General features: G+C 70.9%; 13 protein-coding genes. 5 read left to right on the top strand and 8 right to left on the bottom strand.

Annotated features, from left to right (window positions below):
• Positions 1-7 precede the first annotated feature (7 nt).
• The 5 genes from ACH442_RS23570 to ACH442_RS23550 are packed head-to-tail and all read right to left on the bottom strand — an operon-like array spanning position 8 to position 10,994.
• Positions 8-1,660 carry an ArnT family glycosyltransferase gene (locus ACH442_RS23570; RefSeq protein ID WP_396340241.1) on the bottom strand — a complete coding sequence of 551 codons (1,653 nt, stop codon included), beginning with the start codon at positions 1,658-1,660 and terminating at the stop codon, positions 8-10.
• A 22-nt stretch (positions 1,661-1,682) separates the two neighbouring features.
• Positions 1,683-3,347 carry an AMP-binding protein gene (locus ACH442_RS23565; RefSeq protein ID WP_396340240.1) on the bottom strand — a complete coding sequence of 555 codons (1,665 nt, stop codon included), beginning with the start codon at positions 3,345-3,347 and terminating at the stop codon, positions 1,683-1,685.
• A complete protein-coding gene (locus ACH442_RS23560; protein ID WP_396340239.1) occupies positions 3,340-4,101 on the bottom strand; it encodes a CDP-alcohol phosphatidyltransferase family protein in 762 nt (253 codons plus the stop codon). Before ACH442_RS23560 ends, ACH442_RS23565 begins: the two co-directional genes overlap by 8 nt.
• On the bottom strand, positions 4,098-6,320 hold the full coding sequence (locus tag ACH442_RS23555; RefSeq protein WP_396340238.1) for an MMPL family transporter: 2,223 nt from the start codon (positions 6,318-6,320) through the stop codon (positions 4,098-4,100). The genes ACH442_RS23560 and ACH442_RS23555 overlap by 4 nt, the downstream gene beginning before the upstream one ends.
• Before the next feature lie 15 nt (positions 6,321-6,335).
• A complete protein-coding gene (locus ACH442_RS23550; RefSeq protein ID WP_396340237.1) occupies positions 6,336-10,994 on the bottom strand; it encodes a type I polyketide synthase in 4,659 nt (1,552 codons plus the stop codon).
• A gap of 364 nt (positions 10,995-11,358) precedes the next feature.
• On the opposite strand from ACH442_RS23550, the gene ACH442_RS23545 reads away from it, so the two are divergent.
• Complete coding sequence (locus ACH442_RS23545) at positions 11,359-11,778, top strand: hypothetical protein (RefSeq protein ID WP_203749003.1); 420 nt, start codon at positions 11,359-11,361, stop codon at positions 11,776-11,778.
• Positions 11,779-11,857: 79 nt separating this feature from the next.
• On the opposite strand, the gene ACH442_RS23540 is transcribed toward ACH442_RS23545, so the two are convergent.
• Complete coding sequence (locus ACH442_RS23540; protein ID WP_396340236.1) at positions 11,858-12,862, bottom strand: fatty acid desaturase family protein; 1,005 nt, start codon at positions 12,860-12,862, stop codon at positions 11,858-11,860.
• 133 nt (positions 12,863-12,995) lie between these two features.
• Between ACH442_RS23540 and ACH442_RS23535 the strand changes: the two genes are divergently transcribed.
• Both ACH442_RS23535 and ACH442_RS23530 read left to right on the top strand, forming a co-directional pair.
• On the top strand, positions 12,996-14,282 hold the full coding sequence (locus ACH442_RS23535) for a sensor histidine kinase (protein WP_396340234.1): 1,287 nt from the start codon (positions 12,996-12,998) through the stop codon (positions 14,280-14,282).
• Positions 14,234-14,872: a LuxR C-terminal-related transcriptional regulator gene (locus tag ACH442_RS23530; protein ID WP_396340233.1), complete on the top strand. Its 639-nt coding sequence runs from the start codon at positions 14,234-14,236 to the stop codon at positions 14,870-14,872. Before ACH442_RS23535 ends, ACH442_RS23530 begins: the two co-directional genes overlap by 49 nt.
• 190 nt (positions 14,873-15,062) lie before the next feature.
• On the opposite strand, the gene ACH442_RS23525 is transcribed toward ACH442_RS23530, so the two are convergent.
• Positions 15,063-16,097 carry a WD40/YVTN/BNR-like repeat-containing protein gene (locus ACH442_RS23525; protein WP_396340232.1) on the bottom strand — a complete coding sequence of 345 codons (1,035 nt, stop codon included), beginning with the start codon at positions 16,095-16,097 and terminating at the stop codon, positions 15,063-15,065.
• A 94-nt stretch (positions 16,098-16,191) separates the two neighbouring features.
• Here ACH442_RS23525 and ACH442_RS23520 point away from each other — a divergent pair, with 94 nt between their 5' ends.
• Positions 16,192-16,737, top strand: coding sequence for an antibiotic biosynthesis monooxygenase (locus ACH442_RS23520; RefSeq protein WP_396340231.1), 546 nt, complete (start codon positions 16,192-16,194; stop codon positions 16,735-16,737).
• On the opposite strand, the gene ACH442_RS23515 is transcribed toward ACH442_RS23520, so the two are convergent.
• The gene (locus tag ACH442_RS23515; RefSeq protein ID WP_396340230.1) at positions 16,734-18,428 is read right to left on the bottom strand and encodes an alpha/beta hydrolase; all 1,695 of its coding nucleotides are present in this window, start codon (positions 18,426-18,428) and stop codon (positions 16,734-16,736) included. The two genes, ACH442_RS23520 and ACH442_RS23515, sit on opposite strands and share 4 nt — an antisense overlap.
• A 156-nt stretch (positions 18,429-18,584) precedes the next feature.
• Between ACH442_RS23515 and ACH442_RS23510 the strand changes: the two genes are divergently transcribed.
• On the top strand, positions 18,585-20,387 hold the full coding sequence (locus tag ACH442_RS23510; RefSeq protein WP_396340229.1) for a diguanylate cyclase domain-containing protein: 1,803 nt from the start codon (positions 18,585-18,587) through the stop codon (positions 20,385-20,387).
• Positions 20,388-20,394 lie beyond the last annotated feature (7 nt).

The raw sequence follows: 20,394 nt of genomic DNA, 5'->3' as shown, positions 1-20,394 counted from the left end.
GTAACGTCTAGGGGCGCCGGTAGATCGTCATTGAATATCCGACTTGGTCGATCTCGGTGCTTCCCGCGAGCAAAGCCCTCAGACGTACGGTCGTGAGGGCCACCCGGCTGTCGGAGACGACCAGAATGCCGTGCACCTGGTCCGCCGGCACGCTGAACGGGTCGCCCGCCGTGATGCCGTAGTACGCCGGCACCCCGCTGCCCTTGTAGACCAGCCAGATCTTCTCGCCCGGATAGTCCGTCCGCAGTTTCCGGCTGAGCCGGGCCAGGTCCTGCCCCCAGTCGACGTTGGAGTCGTGCAGATTCTTGTGCGTGTTCGCGGTCCCGCCGAACGCCTCGTTCGAATAGGGCAGGTAATACGGGAACGTGCGCAGCGAACTGACCGCGACGAAGAGAACCAGCAGCGCCGTGGTGACCTGAACCCAGCGGACCCGGATCAGCGCGACCGTGCCCGCGGCGACGGCCAGGAACATCGGCAGGAAGATCGCGTACCGGCTGCCGTAGTCGCGCGAGCCGGTCATCGCGACCAGGAACAGCACCGCGGAGACCGGGAGCAGGTAGAGCGCGGCGGCCCGCAGCCGCGGGATGAAGATCATGGTGAGCGCGCCGGCGGCCCAGAGCACCAGCATGCCCAGCGGCGTCTTGATCAGCATCGCGGCCGGCAGGTAGAACCAGAGACTGCCCCGGTAGGCGTGGCCGAACAGGAAGCCGTTGTAGGTCTTCAGCTCCAGCTTGAACTGCATCAGCATGCCGTCGCGGTAGGCCTGCGGGAACGGCAGCAGGTCGACGACGTCCGCCTTCAGACCGGTCGGGAGGTTCGGCGGGGTGGTCCAGCGCAGGTGCGGGTCCACGATCAGGTAGACGACCCAGACGACGGCGACCGCGACGAGACCGGTCACGACGGCTGCGCCCGCGCTGCTGAGCAGCCGCTTCTGCAGAGGCGTCGGCGCTTGTGAAAGCGCCGGCTCGGCGCCGGCCATGGGCTGATCCTGGCGGGCACCTTGCGCTTGCCACATGGACCAGGCCGCCAGCAGAACCAGCAACGGCACGGCCGGAAGCGCGCTCGCCCGAGTCGCCAACGCCGCCCCGAGCATCACCCCGGCCGGCGGCAGGTACCGACGGGGCCGGTTCCGTCCCCGCCACGCGAACCAGAACGCCGTCAGCAGCATCCCGGCCGCCGGGACGTCGAGCGTCGCCAGCGAACCGTGCGCGATCACGTCCGGCGAGAACGCGTAGAGCGCCAGCGCGAGCAACCCTCCGGCCGGCCCGGCCACGTCCCGTGCGAAGAAGAGCACCACCAGCCCGAACAGCAACGTCAGCACGATGATCGGCAGGCGGGCCGCGAGCAGCAGCCGGAACGGGTTGTTCCCGCTCTCGTAGAGCAGCGTCCGCCCGAGCGCAGACTGGCTCCCCGGGTACGCCGGGTCCAGTTCGTTCGCGCCCCCGAACGCCAGCCCGGTCGCCATGATCAGCTTCCCGAGCGGCGGGTGCTCGTAGTTGTACCGCAGGCTGTGCTGCTGCGTGTACACCTCGGCGGTGGCCAGGTAGACCGGTTCGTCGATGGTCGGCGTCTGCTGCATCGCCGTGGTCACCATCGCGAACGCCATCTGCCCGAGCACCACGACGACAGCAAGAACGTAGAGCAGGCGTCGTCGCGGCATCGGGCAAAGATAGCCGGAAAGATCAGCCGGTGTACTCGCCCGGAGGAGTGGCGGCCGGGTCGGCGTGCTTCTCGTTCTCGGCGGCGCGCAGCTCCACGCGACGGATCTTGCCGGAGATCGTCTTGGGCAGGTCGGCGAACTCCAGGCGCCGGATCCGCGCATACGGCGGCATGTGCTCCCGCGCGTGCTCGAAGATCGCCGCCGCGGTCTTCTCGTCCGCCGCCCAGCCCTCGGCCAGCAGCACGTACGCCTTCGGCACGGCGAGCCGCACCGGATCGGGTGAGGGCACGACCGCGGCCTCGACCACGGCCTCGTGCTCGATCAGCACACTCTCCAGCTCGAACGGCGAGATCCGGTAGTCGGAGGCCTTGAACACGTCGTCGGTCCGGCCCACGTACGTGATGTAGCCGTCGGCGTCCCGGGAAGCGACGTCCCCGGTGTGGTAGTAGCCGTCGACCATCCGCTCGGCGGTCAGTTCCGGGTCGCCGTGGTAGCCGACCATCAGCCCGACCGGCCGCGGTTCCATGGCGACGCAGATCTCGCCCTCCTGCGCCGGCTGCCCGGTGATCGAGTCGAGCAGCGCGATGGTGAACCCGGGCACCGGGCGGCCCATCGACCCGGACTTGACCGGCTGACCGGGGGAGTTGGCGATCTGCACGGACGTCTCGGTCTGCCCGAACCCGTCCCGGATGGTGACGCCCCACTTCGCCGCGACCTGCTCGATCACCTCGGGGTTGAGCGGCTCCCCGGCACCGACCGCGACCCGCGGCGGCGTCTTCAGCTCGGTCAGGTCGGCCTGGATCAGCATCCGCCACACCGTCGGTGGCGCGCAGAAGCTGGTCACCCCGCAGCGCTGCATCTCGGCCATCAGCCGGCCGGCGTCGAACCGCGTGTAGTTGTAGATGAACACGCAGGCCTGCGCGTTCCACGGGGCGAAGACGTTGCTCCAGGCGTGTTTGGCCCAGCCGGGCGACGAGATGTTGAGGTGCACGTCGCCGGGTTGCAGACCGATCCAGTACATCGTCGAGAGGTGCCCGACCGGGTAGGACACGTGGGTGTGCTCCACCAGCTTGGGTTGCGCCGTGGTGCCCGACGTGAAGTAGAGCAGCAGCGTGTCGTCGCCCCGGGTCACGCCGTCAGGAGCGAAGGAGTCACTTTCCTCGTACGCCGAACGGAAGTTCCTCCAGCCCTCGGCCGAGCCCACCGCGATCCGCGTCACCGACGGATCGACCTGGTCGAACTTGCCGGCCGCCGAGCCCATGGCGATCACGTGCCCCGCCCCGCCCCGGGCCACCCGGGCCGCCGCGTCGGCCGGGCCGAGCAGCGGGGTTGCCGGGATCAGGACCGCGCCCAGCTTGATCCCGGCGAGCACGGTCTCCCAGAGCTCCACCTGGTTGCCGAGCATCACCACGATCCGGTCGCCGCGTCGCACGCCCTGCGCGCGCAGCCAGTTCGCCACCCGGTTGGAGCGCTGCGACATCTCGGCGAAGGAGAGGCGCTGCTCGCTGCCGTCCTCCTCGACGATCCACAGCGCCGGGTTGTCGTTGCCCTCGGCGATCACGTCGAACCAGTCGAGAGCCCAGTTGAACTCGTCGAGCTGCGGCCAGGCGAAATGCTCGTACGCGAAGGAGTAGTCCTCGCGATGGGCGAGCAGGAAGTCTCGTGCCTGCCGGAACTCGTCAGCCATGCCCGTCAGTGTGCTCCGCCGGGGCGGGGCCCGCCAGTGAGTCCGCCAGTCTCGCCGCCTGGAACAGCCGCAGGACCACGATCAGCTCGAAGAACAGCATCGCCGCTCCCGCAGCCGCCGTGACCGGCAGGATCAGGCCGGTCAGCGGGCCGATGAGGTAGACGAACATCTCGTACTCGATGCCGCTGAACAGGTGGGTCCGGATCCGGTGCCGCCGCAGCCGGGCCGCCGTCCCGCCCCGCGGCTCGGCCGGCGCGCCGAACTCGGCGGCCATCCCGCTGCGGACCTTCGCGACCTGGCCGCCGTTCACGTAACGGATCAGGTCCAGGAAGATCGCCACGGCCATCATCCAGAGGTACGTCACGTCGTGGCCGCGTGCGTACTGGCCGCCGAAGAGCGCGAGCGCGCAGAAGAAGACGCGCACCCGGTCCAGCACGAAGTCCAGCCACTGGCCGAAGATCGTGCCGGTCCCGTTCAGCCGGGCGATCTTGCCGTCCATGCAGTCGGCCACGAAGCTCAGGTGGAACAGCACCGCGCCGGCGACCAGCGACCACCGGTCACCCCGGGCGAAGGCCACCGCGGCCCCGGCCCCGAGCACGGTCGCGACCAGGGTCAGCACGTTCGGCGTGACCCGGCGGTACGGCGCGATCAGCCACACCAGCCGGGACGCGAGCGGGTCGACCAGCAGCACGGTCCACCAGGCGTCGACCGGCTTGTAGGTGCGCTCCCGGATCTCGGCCAGCGGGACTCTCACGCGTTTTCCTTCAACCCCAGTCGCGCGTGGATCGCCCGTAGCGGCCGCGGCGCCCACCAGTTCCACCGCCCGGCCGCCCGCATGAACGCCGGCACCAGGATCGGCCGGACCAGCAGCGCGTCCAGGATGATGGCCAGGCTCGCGCAGAGTCCGAAGAACTGGATCAGCGACACCCCTGACGAGAGCATCGCCAGGAACGAGACGGACAGGATGCCGGCCGCCGCGCTGATCACCCGGACGCTCTTCGACATCCCCTCGACCACCGCGGTGTGCAGGTCGGCGCCCTGCTCGTGCCGTTCGATGACCCGGGACAGCACGAACACCTCGTAGTCCATCGACAGACCGAACGCCACGCAGAACAGCAGCACCGGGATGGCCACCGCGAGCGGCGCCCCGGTCTGCCCGAGCACCGACGACAGGTGGCCGTCCTGGAAGATCCAGACCGCCACGCCGAAGACCGCGCTCATCGTCAGCGTGTTCAGCAGCAGCGCCTTGATCGGCAGCAGCACGCTGCCGGTCAGCAGGAAGAGCAGGATGAACGTGGTGACCGCGATCAGCGCCGCGGCCATCGGCAGCCGTCCGCCGATCGAGCCGGTGATGTCCACCAGCTGCGCGGCCGGGCCGGTGACCAGCACCGGGACCTCGGCCGGGACCGGCACGGCCCGGACCGCGCGGGCCAGGCCGGCGCCCTCGTCGGAGTACGGCTCCACGTCGCTGACCACGGAGAACCAGGTCGCGTCGCCACCGGTGAAGCGGGGGTCGGCCCGGCCCGGGGCGACCACGATCACCCCGTGCTGGTAGACGCCGACCATGCTGTCCACCCGGGTCACCCCGGGCACCTCGGAGAGCCGCGCGGCGTAGTCGGCCACCCGGATCCGCGCGTCCGTCCCGCCGCCCCAGTGCTCGGCGACCACCACGGTCGCGCCGCTGCCGGTGTCGGCGAACTCGGTGCGCAGCGTGTCGGCGACGACCCGGCTCTCCGCCTCACGCGGCAGCACGCGGTCGTCGGCCACGCCGAAGCGCACGTGGGTGAAGGGCAGGGCGAGACAGAGCAAGATCAAGATCACGGGCGCGGCCGTACGGACGGGCCGGCGCAACACGAAAGCGGCCAGTCGCGCCCAGAAGGTCGACTCGGACCGCACCTTCCACAGCGACCACTTGTCGATCCGGTGCCCGAGCAACGCCAGCAGCGCCGGCAGCACCAGCATCGCGGCGCCCACGGTGGTGACCACCACGGCGATGCCGGCGAAGGCGAACGAGCGCAGGAAGTACTGCGGGAAGACGAGCAGACTGCAGAGCGCCACGGCCACGGTCGCGGCGCTGAACAGGATGGTCCGCCCGGCGGTCCGCATCGTGTTGCCGATCGCCGTGGTCAGGTCCGGCGTGCGGACCCGCTCCTCGCGGTACCGCGAGACGAACAGCAGGCTGTAGTCGACGGCCAGGCCCAGCCCGAGCGCCGTGGCCATGTTCACCGAGAAGACCGAGACGTCGGTGAGCGCGGCCAGCAGTCGCAGCGTGCCGAGCGTCGAGACGATCGAGAAGATGCCGATCAGCAGCGGCGCCCCGGCCGCCCCGACCGTCCCGAAGACCAGCAGCAACAGCACCAGGGTGATCGGGATGGCGATCGTCTCGGCGGTGGCCAGGTCCTTGGTCACCTGGTCGTTGATGTCGTTGTTGATCTGGGTGAAGCCGCCGAACTCGACCCGGACGGGCCCGTTCCCGGTGGCGAGGTCGTGGTGCAGCACGGCGGCCCGTTGTGCGCTGGTGTCGTCGTCGCCGTCCACGTGGACCAGGATCATGCCCTTGTCGTGGGCGCGGCTGGCGAGCTGCGGCAGCTTCCCGGCCCAGTAGGAGCCGGCCACCGTCACCCCGGGGTCGGTCACCAGCCGCTGGGTGACCCGTTGCGCCGTGGCCCGGGTGTCCGGGTCGTCGACGCTGCCGCCGGGCTTGGCGATCAGGATCACCAGGTTCGGGTCGGCGGTGCGGAAGTGCTCGGTGAGCAGCTGCCGGCCGCGTACCGAATCGGAGCCCGGATCGTCGAAACCGCCGGTCTTGAGCGCGCTCACCACATCACCGCTGAAGGCCACGGCCAGGCCGGCCAGCAGCAGCGCGACGAGCAGCACGAGCTTGGGGTGACGGGCGGTGAGCCGGACCACCGGCCCGGGAGCGACGACCGGATCGTCGGTCCCGGACCGGGGACGGGTCGAGAGAGAGGTCATGTTTCAGCGCTGCTTTCAGGCGGGCTGCGGCACGCGCGCCGGGTCGAGGAACCGGGCGCACAGGTCCACGGTCGTCTCGATGTCCTCGTTGCTGTGCTCTGCGGTGATGAAGAACCGCAGGCGGGCCAGCTTCTCCTTGACCGCCGGGTACATGATCGGGTTCGCGCTGACCCCGTTCTTCAGCAGCATGTCGGCCAGTTTCAGCGCCTTCATCGAGTCCCCGGTGATGCACGGGACGACCGGGGTGCCCGAGCTCGGCCCGGTGTCCAGCCCGGCCTGCTTGGCCAGCCGCAGGAACGTCGCGGCCCGGTCGTGCAGCACCTTCAGCCGCTGCGGCTCCTCGCGCAGGATGTGCAGGGCGGCGAGCGCGGCGGCCGCGTTGGCCGGGCTCATGCCGGCGCTGAAGATGAAGCCCGGCAGCGTGTAGCGCAGGTACTCGATCAGCTCGTGCCGCCCGGCGATGTACCCGCCGCAGCTCGCCAGCGACTTGGACAGGGTGCCCATCCAGATGTCGACGTCCTTGCGGTCCACCCCGAAGTGCTCGCCGACGCCGCCGCCGCGGGCACCGAGCACGCCGATGCTGTGCGCCTCGTCGACCATCAGCAGCGCGCCGTGCTTCTTCTTCAGGGCGATCAGGGCCGGCAGGTCACAGATGTCGCCGTCCATGCTGTAGACGCCCTCGACGATGATCAGCACCCGGCGGTACCGGTCGCGGATCCGGGTCAGCAGCGCGTCCAGGGCGTTCAGGTCCTGGTGCGGGAAGGGCTGGCGGTTCGCCCCGGAGAGGCGGCAGCCCTGCAGGATGCTGTCGTGCGCGAGCGCGTCGTGCACGATCAGGTCCTCCGGGCCGACCATGTGCCCGATGATCCCGACGTTGGTCGAGTGCCCGCCGAGCAGCGAGATCGCGTCCTCGGCGCCGACCAGCGCGGCCAGGCCGCGGTCCAGCTCGTCGTGCAGCGCCCGGTTGCCGGAGAGGATGCGCGCGGCCGAGACCGAGGAGCCGTAACGCTCGACCGCCTCCTTCACCGCGTAGTTGACCATCGGGTGTCCGGACAGGCCCAGGTAGTTGTAGCTGGAGAAGGAGATCAGCTGCCGGCCGTGCACCGAGGTCCGGGCGTTGATCACGCTGTCGTGCACGATGTAGTACGGGTTGGCCACCCCGACCCGCTCGAGGATGTTGCCGCGCGCCTCGAACTGCACCACCTCGGGCAGCTTGGTCACGTCGGCGACCTCGGGCCGGCGGGTGTCCGCACCCCGGTGCACGAGCGACTGCTCCGGCTCGGGCGCCGGGGTGGGGACGGGCGCGGTCGCGACCACCGGGGCCGGTGCGCCGCCGCCGAGTGCCTGGGCCAGCAGCTGGGCCAGCTCACCGACCGTGGCGATGCCGAAGACCTGCTCGGGCGCGAGTTCCAGGTCCGGCCAGCGGCGCTTGGCCGCGGCGATCAGCTCGGCCGTCATGATCGAGTCGAAGCCCAGGTCGGTCGCGAACGACTGCTCCGGGCGGACCATGTCGGCCGGGTAGGCACTGATCTTGCCGACCATTCCCGCGACCTCGGCGAAGATCTGCTTGTCCTCGACCTTGGCCGGGGCCGGCTTCTGCGCCGGGACCGTCACGCGGGCCGCGGCCGGCGGGGCGATCTCCGGCTTGGCCGGTGCGGGCGCCTCCGCGGCGACCGACGGCAGCGCCGGGATCGCCGGGACGGCCGGGCTCACCGGCGCGGGCGGCAGGGCGCCGGGCTCGGCACCGATGTCGCGAAGAACCGCAAGCTGCTCGCGCATCAGAGAGATGACGTCGTTCACCGGAATCTGCTCTCCGTTCCTGTTTGCGGCTACCGGCAACGCTTCGCGCGCCGGAGATTCGGGGGTACGAACGTGACGAGTGTCACTAGTGCGAACAAATCGGGCCGGGGCCGTACCCGGAGCGGTCCGCCGGATCGAGTAGTGCTGGGTGGCCAGCGGTGACGGCGGCAGCGTGACCAGCGGCACGCCCAGCCCCTCGAAGAGCGGCGTGAGATCCACCGGAGCGCCCGCCACGGCCAGCCGCCCCAGGCCCTCCAGCAGCGCGTACCCCTCGTCCGGCTCGGCCGGCATCAGCGCGATCGCGTCCAGCCCACGCGCCGACGGGGTCTGCGCCGCCATCCCGAGCAGCGAGTCCCCGGCCGAGACCTGGACCAGGATCCGCGCACCGGCCTGGACCGCCCGGTCCACGGCGTCGCGGAACAGCACCGGGGCCGAGCCCTGCCGGGCCCAGAGCACGCGCAGCGTCTCCGGGTCGGACGGCGCGGCCGGGTCCACGCTGGAGACCAGCGTCCGGATCGGCCTGCGGACGGCCAGCCGTTCCAGGTGCGTGGCGACCCGGGTGTCGACCTCGGACATCAGCGGCGAGTGGAAGGCGTGCGAGACGCGCAGCGGCACCACCGGCACGTCCCGGTCCCGGCAGCGCTCGACCAGCTTGGTCACCGCTTCCCGGTGACCGCTGGCGACGATCTGCGTCGGGTGGTTGTAGCACCCGGCCCAGACCCCGGCGATGCCGACGCGCAGCTGTTCGAAGCCGGCCGCGTCGATCCGGACCGCGGCCATCGTGCCCGGCGCCGGTTCCTGCCCCGAGGTCACCGCGGCACCGCGCTCGATCAGGAACTCGATGCCGTCGTCCGGGGTCAGCGCCCCGGCCGCGACCGCCGCGGCCAGCTCACCGACGCTGTGCCCGAGCGTGATCTGCGGGGTCACACCCAGGTCGGCCAGCAGCTGGGTCATCCCGATCCCGGCCACGCCGAGGCCGGGCTGGCAGATCCGGGTCGCGCTGACCTTGTCGTCGTCGCCCGGGCCGGGCGTGTCGCAGAGCAGGTCGGTGACCGGGGCGCCGGTGCGCTCGTCGACCCGGTCGGCCAGCGGACGCACGTGCTCGGCCAGCGCCGGGAACCGGGCGACCAGGTCGCGCAGCACGCCCGGGCGCAGCGAACCCTGCCCGGGATAGAGGAAGGCCAGCGACCGCTGTTCCGCCTCGAGCGGCTTCACGCTCGCGTAGAGGCCCGCCGCGAGCCGCCCGGTCGCGCCGGCGCCCAGCTCACGTGCCGCGACGGCGAGGCGTTCGGCCAGCTCGGCGCGGGTCCGGCACATCACCGCCAGACGCGCGTCGAGCAGGGTCCGGCTGGCCATGGTCCGCGCCACGGCGGCCGGCGTCAGCGCCGCGTTCGCGGCGATCAGACCCGACAACCGCTGCGCGTACGCCGTGAGCAGCTCCCCGTTGTCCGCGGAGATCAGCACCACCCACGGCCGGTCCTCGTCGTCGCCGTCCTCCTCCGGCTCGGGCGCCTCGCTGAGCACCGCGTGCACGTTCGTGCCGCCGAACCCGAACGAGCTCACCCCGGCCCGCCGCCGGTCGTCTGCCGGGGGCTCCCAGGCCCGCGGCTCGGTGGCGATGGCCAGTCCCGCCTCGGCGAGCGGCAGCTCGGCGTGCGGGTCGATGGTCGCCGGCTGCGGCGGGACGGTCCGGTGGTGCAGGGCCAGCGCGGTCCGCAGGACCCCGGCGGCGCCGGCCGCGGGCAGTGTGTGCCCGATGGTCGCCTTGCCCGACGACAGGTAGCAGGTGCGGTCCGCGGACTTGACCCGCAGCCGGCGGATCGCCTCCATCTCCACCTTGTCGCCGACCGTGGTGCCGGTGCCGTGCGCCTCGAGGAAGTCGATCGCGCCCGGTTCGACCCGTGCGTCCCGGTAGGCGGCCCGCATCGCCGCCTCCTGACCCTCGGCCTTGGGTGTCATCGGGCCGGCACCCTTGCCGTCGTTGGCCGTGCCGATGCCGTTGAGTACCGCGTAGATGCGGTCACCGGCCTCGAGCGCGTCGTCCAGCGGCCGCAGCACGGCGAGCGAACCGCCCTCGCCCAGCACGAAGCCGTCGGCGCGGGTGTCGAACGGCCGGCACACCCCGGCCGGCGACAGCGCGCCCACCCGGGAGAAGCCGACCAGCGCGTTCGGTGTGAGGTTGAGGAAGACTCCGCCGACCAGGGCCGCGCTGCACGAGCCGGCCCGCAGGTGGTTGACCGCCTCGTGCATCGCCACCAGGGCGGACGAGCAGGCCGCGTCCACGGCGAACGACGGGCCGCCCAGGTCGAGCAGCTCGCTGACCGTGGCCGGGGCCATGTTCAGCAGCGAACCGGCCATCGAGAACGACTGCGGCGGGTCGATCGCCGCCTTGGCCGCCTCGGCGATGGCTTTGAGCAGCTCAGGGTCGTTGGCGTTGGCCGACAGCGACCCGTCCGCGAGCAGGCTCGCGGTGAGCCGGGCCCCGACCATGTCCTTGTAGTCGGCGGTGCTCAGCCCGACGAAGACGCCGGTGGTCGAACGGTCGAACGGACGCCGCTCCCAGCCCGCGTCCTGGACCGCCTCGCGGGCCAGGTCGACGAGCAGGCGGTGCTGCGGATCCATGGCTTTGGCACGCCGCGGTGGAATGCGGTGGTGCAGGGCGGCGAACTTCTCGACCTCGTCGAGAAAGGCCACCCGGTCGGTGTACGTCGCATGGGTGTCACGGAAGTTCCTGGAGTAGAACGTCTCGTGATTCCAGCGCACCGGCGGTACGGGCCGGAATTGATGCGCGGCGGCCAGTGAGTTCGCCCAGAACTCGACCACGTCGCGCGCCCCCGGAAAACGGCAGGATAGGCCGACGATGGCAATGTCCAATGAAACTTCCCCATGCTTGCGAGCCTGAATGTCCGCCGGAGGGCGGCCAGGAAAGCGCGGGACAAGCCGATGGATGTCGTCGGCCGGTGCGCTAGTTCCGCAGAGGCTAACGCGCGAGAAGCCGAAAGGATTATGGACAACTGGTCCGGCGTTTCACGAGACCTGTCGCAGCTTCCTCGCAGAAGTTAAAACAGCCCGGTGCCGAGCGGTGTGATCTCCGACTCGGGGTCATCCTTTCGCATTACTGCCGTGTCGCGGCTTCGGCGTCTCGTGCGTTGTCCCCTATGCAGGTCAGGGAGGATTTCCGTCACCCGGAAGTGTTCCGATTTGGGAATTTGGCCCGCTTCGCCTAGTTTTGTGCGCCATGAAGCACACGACCATGCGGTGGCTCGCTGCGGCCGCGGTTCTGGCCGGCCTCGCCGCCTCCAGCCCCGCTCAGGCGGCCCCCGAGACCCACCGATCCGGTCCCGTTCGGATGAACGCGACCGCCTACTACGGCACGCTCGACGTCATCGCTCGCGAGACGCTCGGGCTCAAGGCCCACTTCACGACGTGGGACGGTCACCCCGTGGCCGGCCTGCCGATCCAGTTCACCACCACCGGTGAGCGCTTCCCGCTGTGCGAGGCGACCACCGACTTCGGCGGTTGGGCCGAGTGCAAGAACGGTCCCGTCCCGCCGCCCGTCTCCCTGGCGAACCTGCTCGTCAACGGTTACGACGCGGTGTGGCTGGGCAACCGGCGGTTCGCTCCGGTGAGCGCGCACAACAACATCGGAATCGGCTGACCATCCGTACGGGAAAATTGTTTTGATTCTGAACGCGGCCGTGGGGCGCGCACTCCGCGCGCCCCGGGGCGGCCGTTTCTCATCCGGCTCGCAGCTCCGCGCCGACCTCGTGCAGATGGCGCAGGGCCTGCCGGTAGGAATCGACGAGACCGGTCATCTCGTAGGACACCCCGATCTCCGCGCAGTAATCGCGCACGATCGGCTGAGCCTTTCGCAGATTGGGTGTCGGCATCGCCGGGAAGAGGTGATGCTCGATCTGATAGTTCAACCCGCCGAGTGCCGCGTCGGTCAGCCGGCCGCCACGGACATTGCGCGAGGTCAGTACCTGCTTGCGGAGAAAGTCCTCGGTTCCGTCCGGGTGCGGCATCCCTTTGTGGTTCGGCGCGAAGGTCATGCCGAGATAAACCCCGAAAAGCGCCTGGTGTACGACGAGAAACGCGAGCGCCTGCAACGGGGTCAGCACCAGTAGCAGGGCCGCGACGTACCCGATCAGGTGCACGCCGAGCAGCGTCCACTCCGGTCGGCGCTGTTTCACCGTGCCGGCCAGCAGCGCCCGGACGCTGTCCCGCTTGAGCGAGATCCCCAGCAGGGTGAGCAGCGGGAAGAAGAACCACGCCTGATACCTCGTCAGGAAACCCTTGCCACGGGCCTGCTCCGGCGACCAGATCAGCACCCCCGGCCCGACGTCCGGATCCAGGTCGTCGTGATTCGGATTCGCGTGATGCTTGGTGTGCTTGTCCATCCAGTAGCCGTAGGACATGCCGATCGCCAGGTTGCCGGCGATCATCCCGGCCCGCGAGCTGGGCTTGTTGGTGCGGAACACCTGCCGGTGCGCGAGGTCGTGCGCGACCAGCGCGACCTGGGCGAACACCACGGCCAGGAAGACCGCCACCACCAGCGTCCACCACGACGCGCCGACCAGGAAGAACGCCGTCCAGCCGCCGATCAGGGCGAGCGACACCAGGCTCAGGCGCACGGCGTAGTAGCCCGGCCGCCGGCGCAGCAGCCCGGCCGCGTTGATCCGCCGGTTCAGCTCCGCGAAATCACTTCCGGCGGCGCGCGGCCGCTCCGTCATGGTCGTCATAAGTGTTCAGCCAACCCTTTCGGAGCCGCTCGCACAGGAGCGCAGACCCCCGGAATCGCAGCCCGGAAAACCCCCGGCCGGAGGTAGGGCTGGCACTACCGACAAGCGTACGGGCGCTGGGCAGGATGGGGGCATGGACTCGCGTGACTGGATTCGCGACGGGCTCCGCTCCGTGGCCGGCGGGCTGATCGCCATCCCGCTCGCGGTGCTGAACCTGCCGCTGTTCGTGCTCTCGGTGGTCACTCTCGTTCTGGGGGTGGTGCCGTTCCTCGGGATGGTGCTGTTCCCGCTGGTCACCCTGCTCGTCCGGGCGCGGGCCAACCTGGCCCGGCAGCTCGCCGGCCGCTCCGGGCTCCCGGTCGACCGGCCCTACCGGCCACTGCCCGAGGGCAAGCGACTCGGCGTCTGGGGTTACTACTGGTGGATGCTGACCGACCCGGCCACCTGGCGCGACTTCGCGTGGCTGGTACCGGGCGCGGTGATCGGTATCACACTCGGGGTGCTCTCGCTGGCCGTCCCGCTCTACGGCCTGGAAGGCGTCCTGCTCATCCCACTGTGGATCTGGCTCGGTACGGGCTGGTACGGCTACGGCGCGATCTGGCCGTTCGACACGGTCGGGGACGCGTTCCTCTCCCTGCCCCAGGGTGCGCTGATCCTGTCGATCGGGCTGGCCGTCGCTCCCCACCTGCGCCGGGCCGATGCGCTCTTCACCCGGCTGCTGCTCGCCCCCACCCGCAACGCCGTACTGCGCCTGCGGGTCAGCCAGCTCACCGTCACCCGGGCCGACGCGGTCGACGCGCAGGCCGCCGAACTCCGGCGCATCGAGCGTGACCTGCACGACGGTGCCCAGGTCCGGCTCGTGTCCCTGGGCATGACGATCGGCCTCGCCGAGGAGATGATCGAAGCCGACCCGGCCGGCGCCCGCAAACTGCTCGCCGAGGCCCGCGAGACCAGCAGCGCCGCCCTGGCCGACCTGCGGCACCTGGTCCGCGGCATCCATCCGCCGGTGCTGGCCGAGCGCGGGCTCGACGGGGCGGTCCGCGCGCTGGCCATGGCGCTGCCGATGCCGATCACCGTGGAAGCGGCCGTGCCCGGCCGGCTCGACACCCCGGTCGAGTCCGCGGCCTACTTCGCGATCGCCGAAGCCCTGGCCAACACGATCCGGCACAGTCACGCCCGCTCGGCCCAGGTCGAGGTGTGGCACACCGGGTCGGTGCTGGTGATGCGGGTCAGCGACGACGGGCTGGGCGGCGCCGACCCGTCCGGTGGTTCCGGGCTGCGAGGCATCGAACGCCGTCTCGCCGCGTTCGATGGCACGATGAGCCTGTCCAGCCCACCGGGCGGACCGACCGTCGTGACCATGGAGCTGCCTTGCGCGTCGTTCTCGCCGAAGACCACGCCCTCCTCCGGGACGGGCTGACCCGCCTGCTGACCGCGCACGGCTGCGAGGTGATGTCCGCCGTCGACAACGGGCCGGCGCTGCTCCCGGCCCTGATCGAGCATCGTCCCGACGTGGCCGTCGTCGACGTACGCCTGCCGCCGACCTTCACCGACGAGGGCCTGCAGGCCTCGATCGCGGCCCGCAGCAAGATCCCCGGCATGCCGATCCTCGTCCTCAGTCAGCACGTCGAGCCGCTCTACGCCCGCGAACTGCTCTCCGACCGCAACGGCGGCGTCGGCTACCTGCTGAAGGATCGGGTCTCCCACGTCGCCCAGTTCATCGACGCCGTCCAGCGCGTCGCCTCCGGTGGCACGGCGATGGACCCCGAGGTCGTCTACCAACTCCTGGCCCGCCGTCAGTCCCCGCTTTCCGCCCTCACCGTCCGCGAACGCGAGGTCCTGGCCCAGATGGCCGAGGGGCGCTCCAACGGCGCCATCGCCACCAAACTCTTCATCGGCGAGAAGGCAGTCAGCAAACACATCAACAACATCTTCACCAAACTCGACCTGCCCGTCTCCGACGACGACAACCGCCGAGTCCTCGCCGTCCTCACCTACCTCCACGCCTGACGACCCGCGCTCCGCGCCTGACGGCCGGTCGCCTGCTTCACGCCCGGCGGGTGATCGCCGGCGGCCGGCGTCGCCGTGTCGCCGGGTCGCGAGGTCCGTGCTGGGTCCGGGGCGCGTCGCGGTTCCGGCCGGCGCTCGTGGGTGTGTTCAGGACGAACAACACCCACGAGCACCGGCCGGAAGGCGCGAGTCAGAGGTGCGGCAGGCGGGCGACCCGGCCCTGTTCGCCGGAGGCCCAGCAGGTGTGGGCGACACAGGCGACGGCGTCGAAGCTGCCCCGGTCGAAGCGGCGCCACGTCCGCCCGCCGTCGCGGGACAGGTCGCTGCCGGTCGGCCCGACCGCGACGGCGGTGCGGCCGGCCCAGGCGACGCCGGAGCGGTATTCGCCCGGGGGAGTGGCCGCGACGGTCCAGGTGCGGCTGGTGCGGGTGAACGCCGCGCCCGCCGGGGCGGATTCCGGAACGGTGTAGTCGCCGCCCACGGCCAGGCCGTGGGCCGGGTCGCGGAAGGCGAGGCCGTAGATGCCGGCGCTCGGCCCGCTCGGGATCGGCGTCGCGGTGACCTTCCAGGTGCGGCCGTGGTCGGCCGAGCGGAACACCCGGGATTGCGCGCCGCCGCCGGTCGCGAAGTACGCCTGTCCGTGGGTGGAGACGAGGCAGGTGCCGCTGGCGGCGAAGGCGAACTCGCCGTCGAGGGCGGCCGGCATGCCGGTGGCCGGGAGCACCGACCAGGTGCGGCCGCCGTCGCGGGTGGCGAGGATGCGGAACTTTCCGTCGACCGGATCGGAGAGGGCCAGGCCGTTCCGCCGGTCGAGGAATGTCATGCAGTCGTAGAAGGCGGCGGCGTCCTCGTTCTGGAAGGTCCGGGTCCAGGTCCGGCCGGCGTCCGCGGTGGTGTAGATCCGCGAGTCGGTGCCGGAGCCGATGGTCAGGGCCACCGCGTGGCGGGCGTCGAACGCCTCGATGTCGCGGAACTGCAGCTCGGCGGCGTCGGCCGGGCCGACCGAGGACCAGTGGCGGCCGCCGTCGACGGTGCGCAGGATCGTTCCGGCGCTGCCGGCCACCCAGGCGACGGAGTCGCTGACCGCCGCCAGCCCGCGGAAACGGGCGCTGGATCCGGTGTCGGTGAGGTGCCAGGTGGTGGAACCGGAGGCGGACGCGGGCGAGGGGATGGCCACCGCCGCGAGCGTGACCAGGGCAATCGACAACCTTCGTTTGATCGTCATGGAAGCAGAAGATACCGGCTCGGCCGGTGTGTGGCACGGCACTGATCGGCGGGATGCCATCGCGCCGAAACACTGGCATACCACAATGTGAGACATGGACTCTGCTGTCACTGTCGCCATCACCCGCCGCGCGGATCCGTCGCGAGCTGCGGAGATGGCCGCCTGGGTGCGTGCCGGGGCCTCGCTCGCCGAGGACTTCCCGGGCTTTCTCGGCACCGGCTGGGTGCAGCCCGCGCCGGGATCGCCGGAGTGGCACATGCTCTACCGTTTCGCCGACGCGGAGGCGTTGCGGGAGTGGGAGGAGTCGTCGCAGCGCAAGTGGTGGCTGACCTCCGCGGAGGGTTTCGTCGAGCACACCCGGGTGGAGCGGCGCACCGGCATCGAGGGCTGGTTCGATCCGCCTCGCGAGCTGCACGTCAAGCAGGAGGTCAAGACCCCGCCGCGCTGGAAGCAGGCGGTCACCATCTGGCTCGGCTTCTTCCCGGTCAGTCTGCTCGCCGGTTGGCTGCTCGCCCCGCACCTGACCGGCCTGCCCCTGATCCCGAGAACGATGATCACCACGCTGGTGCTGACGCCGATCATGACGTACCTCGTGCTGCCGAGGGTTACCCAGGTCCTGCAGCCCTGGCTGAAACGCTAGCTGCCGAGCCGGTCACGCAGGCGGATCGTGTCGGCCACGGTCCAGCCGGGCGGCGGCGCGACGGTCGCCCACCCGTCCACGGTCGCCGACTTGTAGACGTGCCCGTGCCCGGTCGGCGCCTGGTTCGCGAAGGCCAGGTCGCACGTCGTCTGCCAGAACGTCACCCACGGGAACCAGTGCATCGACGGCATCACGTCCGGCCCGCGTTCCCCGCGCAGCCAGGCCGGTGATCTCCAGAGCAGGCTCCAGTTCCACCAGACGATCGGGTCGGACGAGTTCTGCAGGTAGACGACCTTGGGTCGCGCCCCGGGACGGTCCCGCAGCTCGGTCGCATCGTCGGCGAAGTCGACCGGCAGGCCGGGGTGGACCGGGTCCCACACCGGTGAGCCGGCCGCCCGGTCGCGGGTGAGTTGCTGGTGGACCGGGTTGGCGAAGGTGGGACCTTCCATCAGCGCCCCGTCCGCCCCGGCGACCAGGGCGCGCGCGTCGCCGAAGGTCGCTTCGATGCCGTACGTCCCGAGGCTTTCCCCGAAGAGCAGCAGCTTGGGGCGGTGGTTCACGGGCAGCGCGGCCCAGCGCTGCTGCACCGCCGTGATCAGGGCGGACGCGGCGTCGACGACGTCGGACCGGTCCCCGAGGAAGGAGATCCAGCTCGGCAGGTACGAGTACTGCACCGACACCAGCGCGGTGTCCCCGGCATACATGTACTCCAGCGACTGCGTGACCTTGTTGTCGACCCAGCCGGTGCCGGTCGGCAGGAACAGCGCCACCACCTCGCGACGGAACGCGCCGGTCCGGTCCATCTCGCGGACCACCAGGTCGGCCCGCGCCTGCACGGTGCCGGCCGAGGCCAGCCCGGCGTAGAGCCGGATCGGCTCGGCGGCCGGACGCCCGGCGAACGCGCTCAACTCCTCCTGGCTGGGTGAACTGGCGACGAAGTTGCGGCCCTGCCGGCCGAGGGTGTCCCAGGGGACCAGCGAGGCAGGGCCGCCCGAGCGCAGGGCCGAGGACGGCACGTGCACCCCTTTGCCGGTCCCGCTGTTGATCACCGCGGCGGATCGATCGGCGACCGCGAACAGGTGCGCGACCAGCAAACCGTCGAACGCGCTGTAGCTGAGCACGGCCACCACCACGGTGCCGGCGCAGTAGGCCGCCCGGTCCGGCACGACCAGCCGGAAGACCTGGGCGCATCCGTGGGTGGCCAGGCGCAGGGAGCGCGCGATCAGCAGGATCAGGCCGAAGGTGAGCAGGCTCGCCCCGACGGTACGGACGATGTCGTACTCCTGGGCCGGTGCCATCCCCAGCCGGAGTCGCAGCTCACGCTGCCAGCGGACGCCGAGCACGAGACAGGTGGCGATCATGGGGAGCAGCAGGACGGCCAGCACGCGCCACCAGATCCGTACCGTCCGGGGGGAGAACCGGAACCGGATCCGGATCAGCGCCCCGATCACGGTGCCCAGCGCGTACCCGGTCGCGGCGGTGATCCCGGCGACCGCGCCCTGCAGGATGCCGGTGCGCGGGAGCAGCGACGGCGTGAACGCGAGGCAGTAGAAGACGGCGGCGAGCCCGGCGCCGGTGAGGCTGAGCGGGGCTCGCATGATCCTCGGGTGGAGGTTCTCGGTGGAGCGCCGGGGCCGGGGGATCCGGGTGCCGGAGCCCGATGCGGACGGCGCGGCCACTTCGTTGCGCATGCAAGCTCCGATCATCGACGGGGGCGTCGGGTCGGTACCTCCCCATCATCACGGGTCGATGTGTTCGTGCGCCTCCCCGTTTGCGGGTGGTTTTGTGCCACAGGTTCATTCAGCCGGGCGATCCTCTGCCGATTACCAGCGGTGAGGAGGGACGCGATGCGGGGACGGAACTGGATCGCGGTGTTGGTCAGCCTGTTGCTGCTGGCAGCCGCCGGCGGGGTCGCCATCATGGTGAACCGCTCGGCGCTGAGTGCGGCGGACACGGTTCACCGCACCGACAGCACCGAGCTGGGCACCAACAACGCGACCCTGACCGGTCAGCTGCAACTGCTCTCCGCGCAGGAGCTGGCGCAGGTCCTCGCCGATCATCCGTTGAGCCTGGCCGAGGGCGATGCGTCCGACCATGTGCTGCTGGTGCTCGCCGCCTCGAAGAGTTCGACTTTCCAGTACGGCATGATGCTCACCGACCTGGACGGCAACGTCCTGAACGCGAGCCGCGCCGCCGGCCTGCCCACCGTTGACAACGCCGGCTGGGCGCCGATGCGCAAGCAGTTCGCCGCGGGTGCCCAGGTCGGTTTCTCGTCGGTGATGACGGTGGACAACATCCCGCTGGCGGCGGTGGCGGTGCCGATCCTGGTCGGCGGGAACGCAGCCGGTTTCTTGATCGGCCTCAACCAGGTGGCGATCACCTCGCTGCAGAAGTACACCGCGCAGCTGGCCAGTGGCAATCACCGCACCGACGTGGTCGACAGCTCCGGGACGGTGGCCGCGAGCAGCGTGCCCGACCTGATCGGCGGCCGCGCCGAGGCGCCGATCGTGGCCCGGCTCGGCGTCGCCGGCACCCGGTTCGTGGAGTACAAGTCGGGCAGCACCGACATGGTCGCGATCGTGGTCGGCGGCCTGCCCAGCGGTTACTCCTACGTGCGGACCCAGACGAAGTCCGAGTTCTACGGCGCGGTCCACCGGCGCAGTCAGACGGTGACCATCACGCTGCTCGCGATGCTGCTGATCGGCGTGGTCGGCATCTCGGTGCTCGGCTACCGCACCCAGATCCAGCGACGTCGTGCCGACGAGCGGTTCCAGGCGCTGTTCCAGCACGCCCCGGACATCGTGACGGTGATCAACACCGAGGGCCGGATGATCTTCACGAGCCCGAGTTCGGCGGCGATCCTCGGTTTCGAGCACGGGATGCTCACCGGGCAGAGCGTCTTCGAGCTGGTGCACCCGGACGACCAGCCGGCGATGCGGGAGCGGCTGCAGTCGATCCTCGCCGATCCGGCCGGGGTGCTGCGCCTGCAGTGCCGGGTGCGGGCGGCGACCGGGCACTACCGCTGGTTCGACTTCACCGCGTCGAACCAGATGGCCAACCCGGCCCTGAACGGTGTGGTGATCAACGCCCGGGACATCTCGGAGAACCGGGCGTTCCAGGAGCGGCTGGCGCACGAGGCTCAGCACGACCCGCTGACCGGTCTGCCGAACCGGCGCCGGATGCAGGACGCGCTCAGCTCGTCGCTGCGCCGCGACCCGGTGGCGGTGCTCTTCGTCGACCTGGACGGGTTCAAGCCGGTCAACGACGAGTACGGCCACGAGGCCGGCGACGAGCTGCTGCGTCAGGTGGCCGAGCGGCTCAGCGGCTGCATCCGGGCCGGTGACGTGCTGTCCCGGGTCGGCGGCGACGAGTTCGTGGTGCTGATGCCCGGGGTGCTCGGGCCGGCCGACGTCCAGGCGATGGCCAACCGCGTGCGGATGGTGGTGGAGATGCCGTTCCGGATCGCGGGCCGGCACATCACGATCGGGGCGAGCGTCGGCGTGCACCTGGCCGGCCCGGCCGAGGACCCGGATTCCGCGCTGCGGGCCGCGGACCATGCGATGTACGAGATCAAACGCGCCGGTGGCGGCCGTGGCCGGAGCCGGGTGACGGATCGGATCGGCAGGCACCGCGCACCGGCCCGAGAATAGTGCACAC

It is taken from the genome of Actinoplanes sp. NPDC020271 (assembly GCF_044388125.1).
In the GTDB taxonomy this organism is placed as follows: domain Bacteria; phylum Actinomycetota; class Actinomycetes; order Mycobacteriales; family Micromonosporaceae; genus Actinoplanes.
Note: the sequence above shows the minus strand (reverse complement) of the source record. Positions and strands in the feature narration are given on the sequence as shown.

Excerpts from the sequence above, each read along its gene's own strand:
- ACH442_RS23555 (WP_396340238.1), bottom strand. The coding sequence starts at position 6,320 with ATGACCTCTCTCTCGACCCGTCCCCGGTCCGGGACCGACGATCCGGTC.
- ACH442_RS23565 (WP_396340240.1), bottom strand. The coding sequence starts at position 3,347 with ATGGCTGACGAGTTCCGGCAGGCACGAGACTTCCTGCTCGCCCATCGC.
- ACH442_RS23545 (WP_203749003.1), top strand. The coding sequence starts at position 11,359 with ATGAAGCACACGACCATGCGGTGGCTCGCTGCGGCCGCGGTTCTGGCC.
- ACH442_RS23520 (WP_396340231.1), top strand. The coding sequence starts at position 16,192 with ATGGACTCTGCTGTCACTGTCGCCATCACCCGCCGCGCGGATCCGTCG.
- ACH442_RS23515 (WP_396340230.1), bottom strand. The coding sequence starts at position 18,428 with ATGCGCAACGAAGTGGCCGCGCCGTCCGCATCGGGCTCCGGCACCCGG.
- ACH442_RS23510 (WP_396340229.1), top strand. The coding sequence starts at position 18,585 with ATGCGGGGACGGAACTGGATCGCGGTGTTGGTCAGCCTGTTGCTGCTG.
- ACH442_RS23525 (WP_396340232.1), bottom strand. The coding sequence starts at position 16,097 with ATGACGATCAAACGAAGGTTGTCGATTGCCCTGGTCACGCTCGCGGCG.
- ACH442_RS23535 (WP_396340234.1), top strand. The coding sequence starts at position 12,996 with ATGGACTCGCGTGACTGGATTCGCGACGGGCTCCGCTCCGTGGCCGGC.
- ACH442_RS23540 (WP_396340236.1), bottom strand. The coding sequence starts at position 12,862 with ATGACGACCATGACGGAGCGGCCGCGCGCCGCCGGAAGTGATTTCGCG.
- ACH442_RS23570 (WP_396340241.1), bottom strand. The coding sequence starts at position 1,660 with ATGCCGCGACGACGCCTGCTCTACGTTCTTGCTGTCGTCGTGGTGCTC.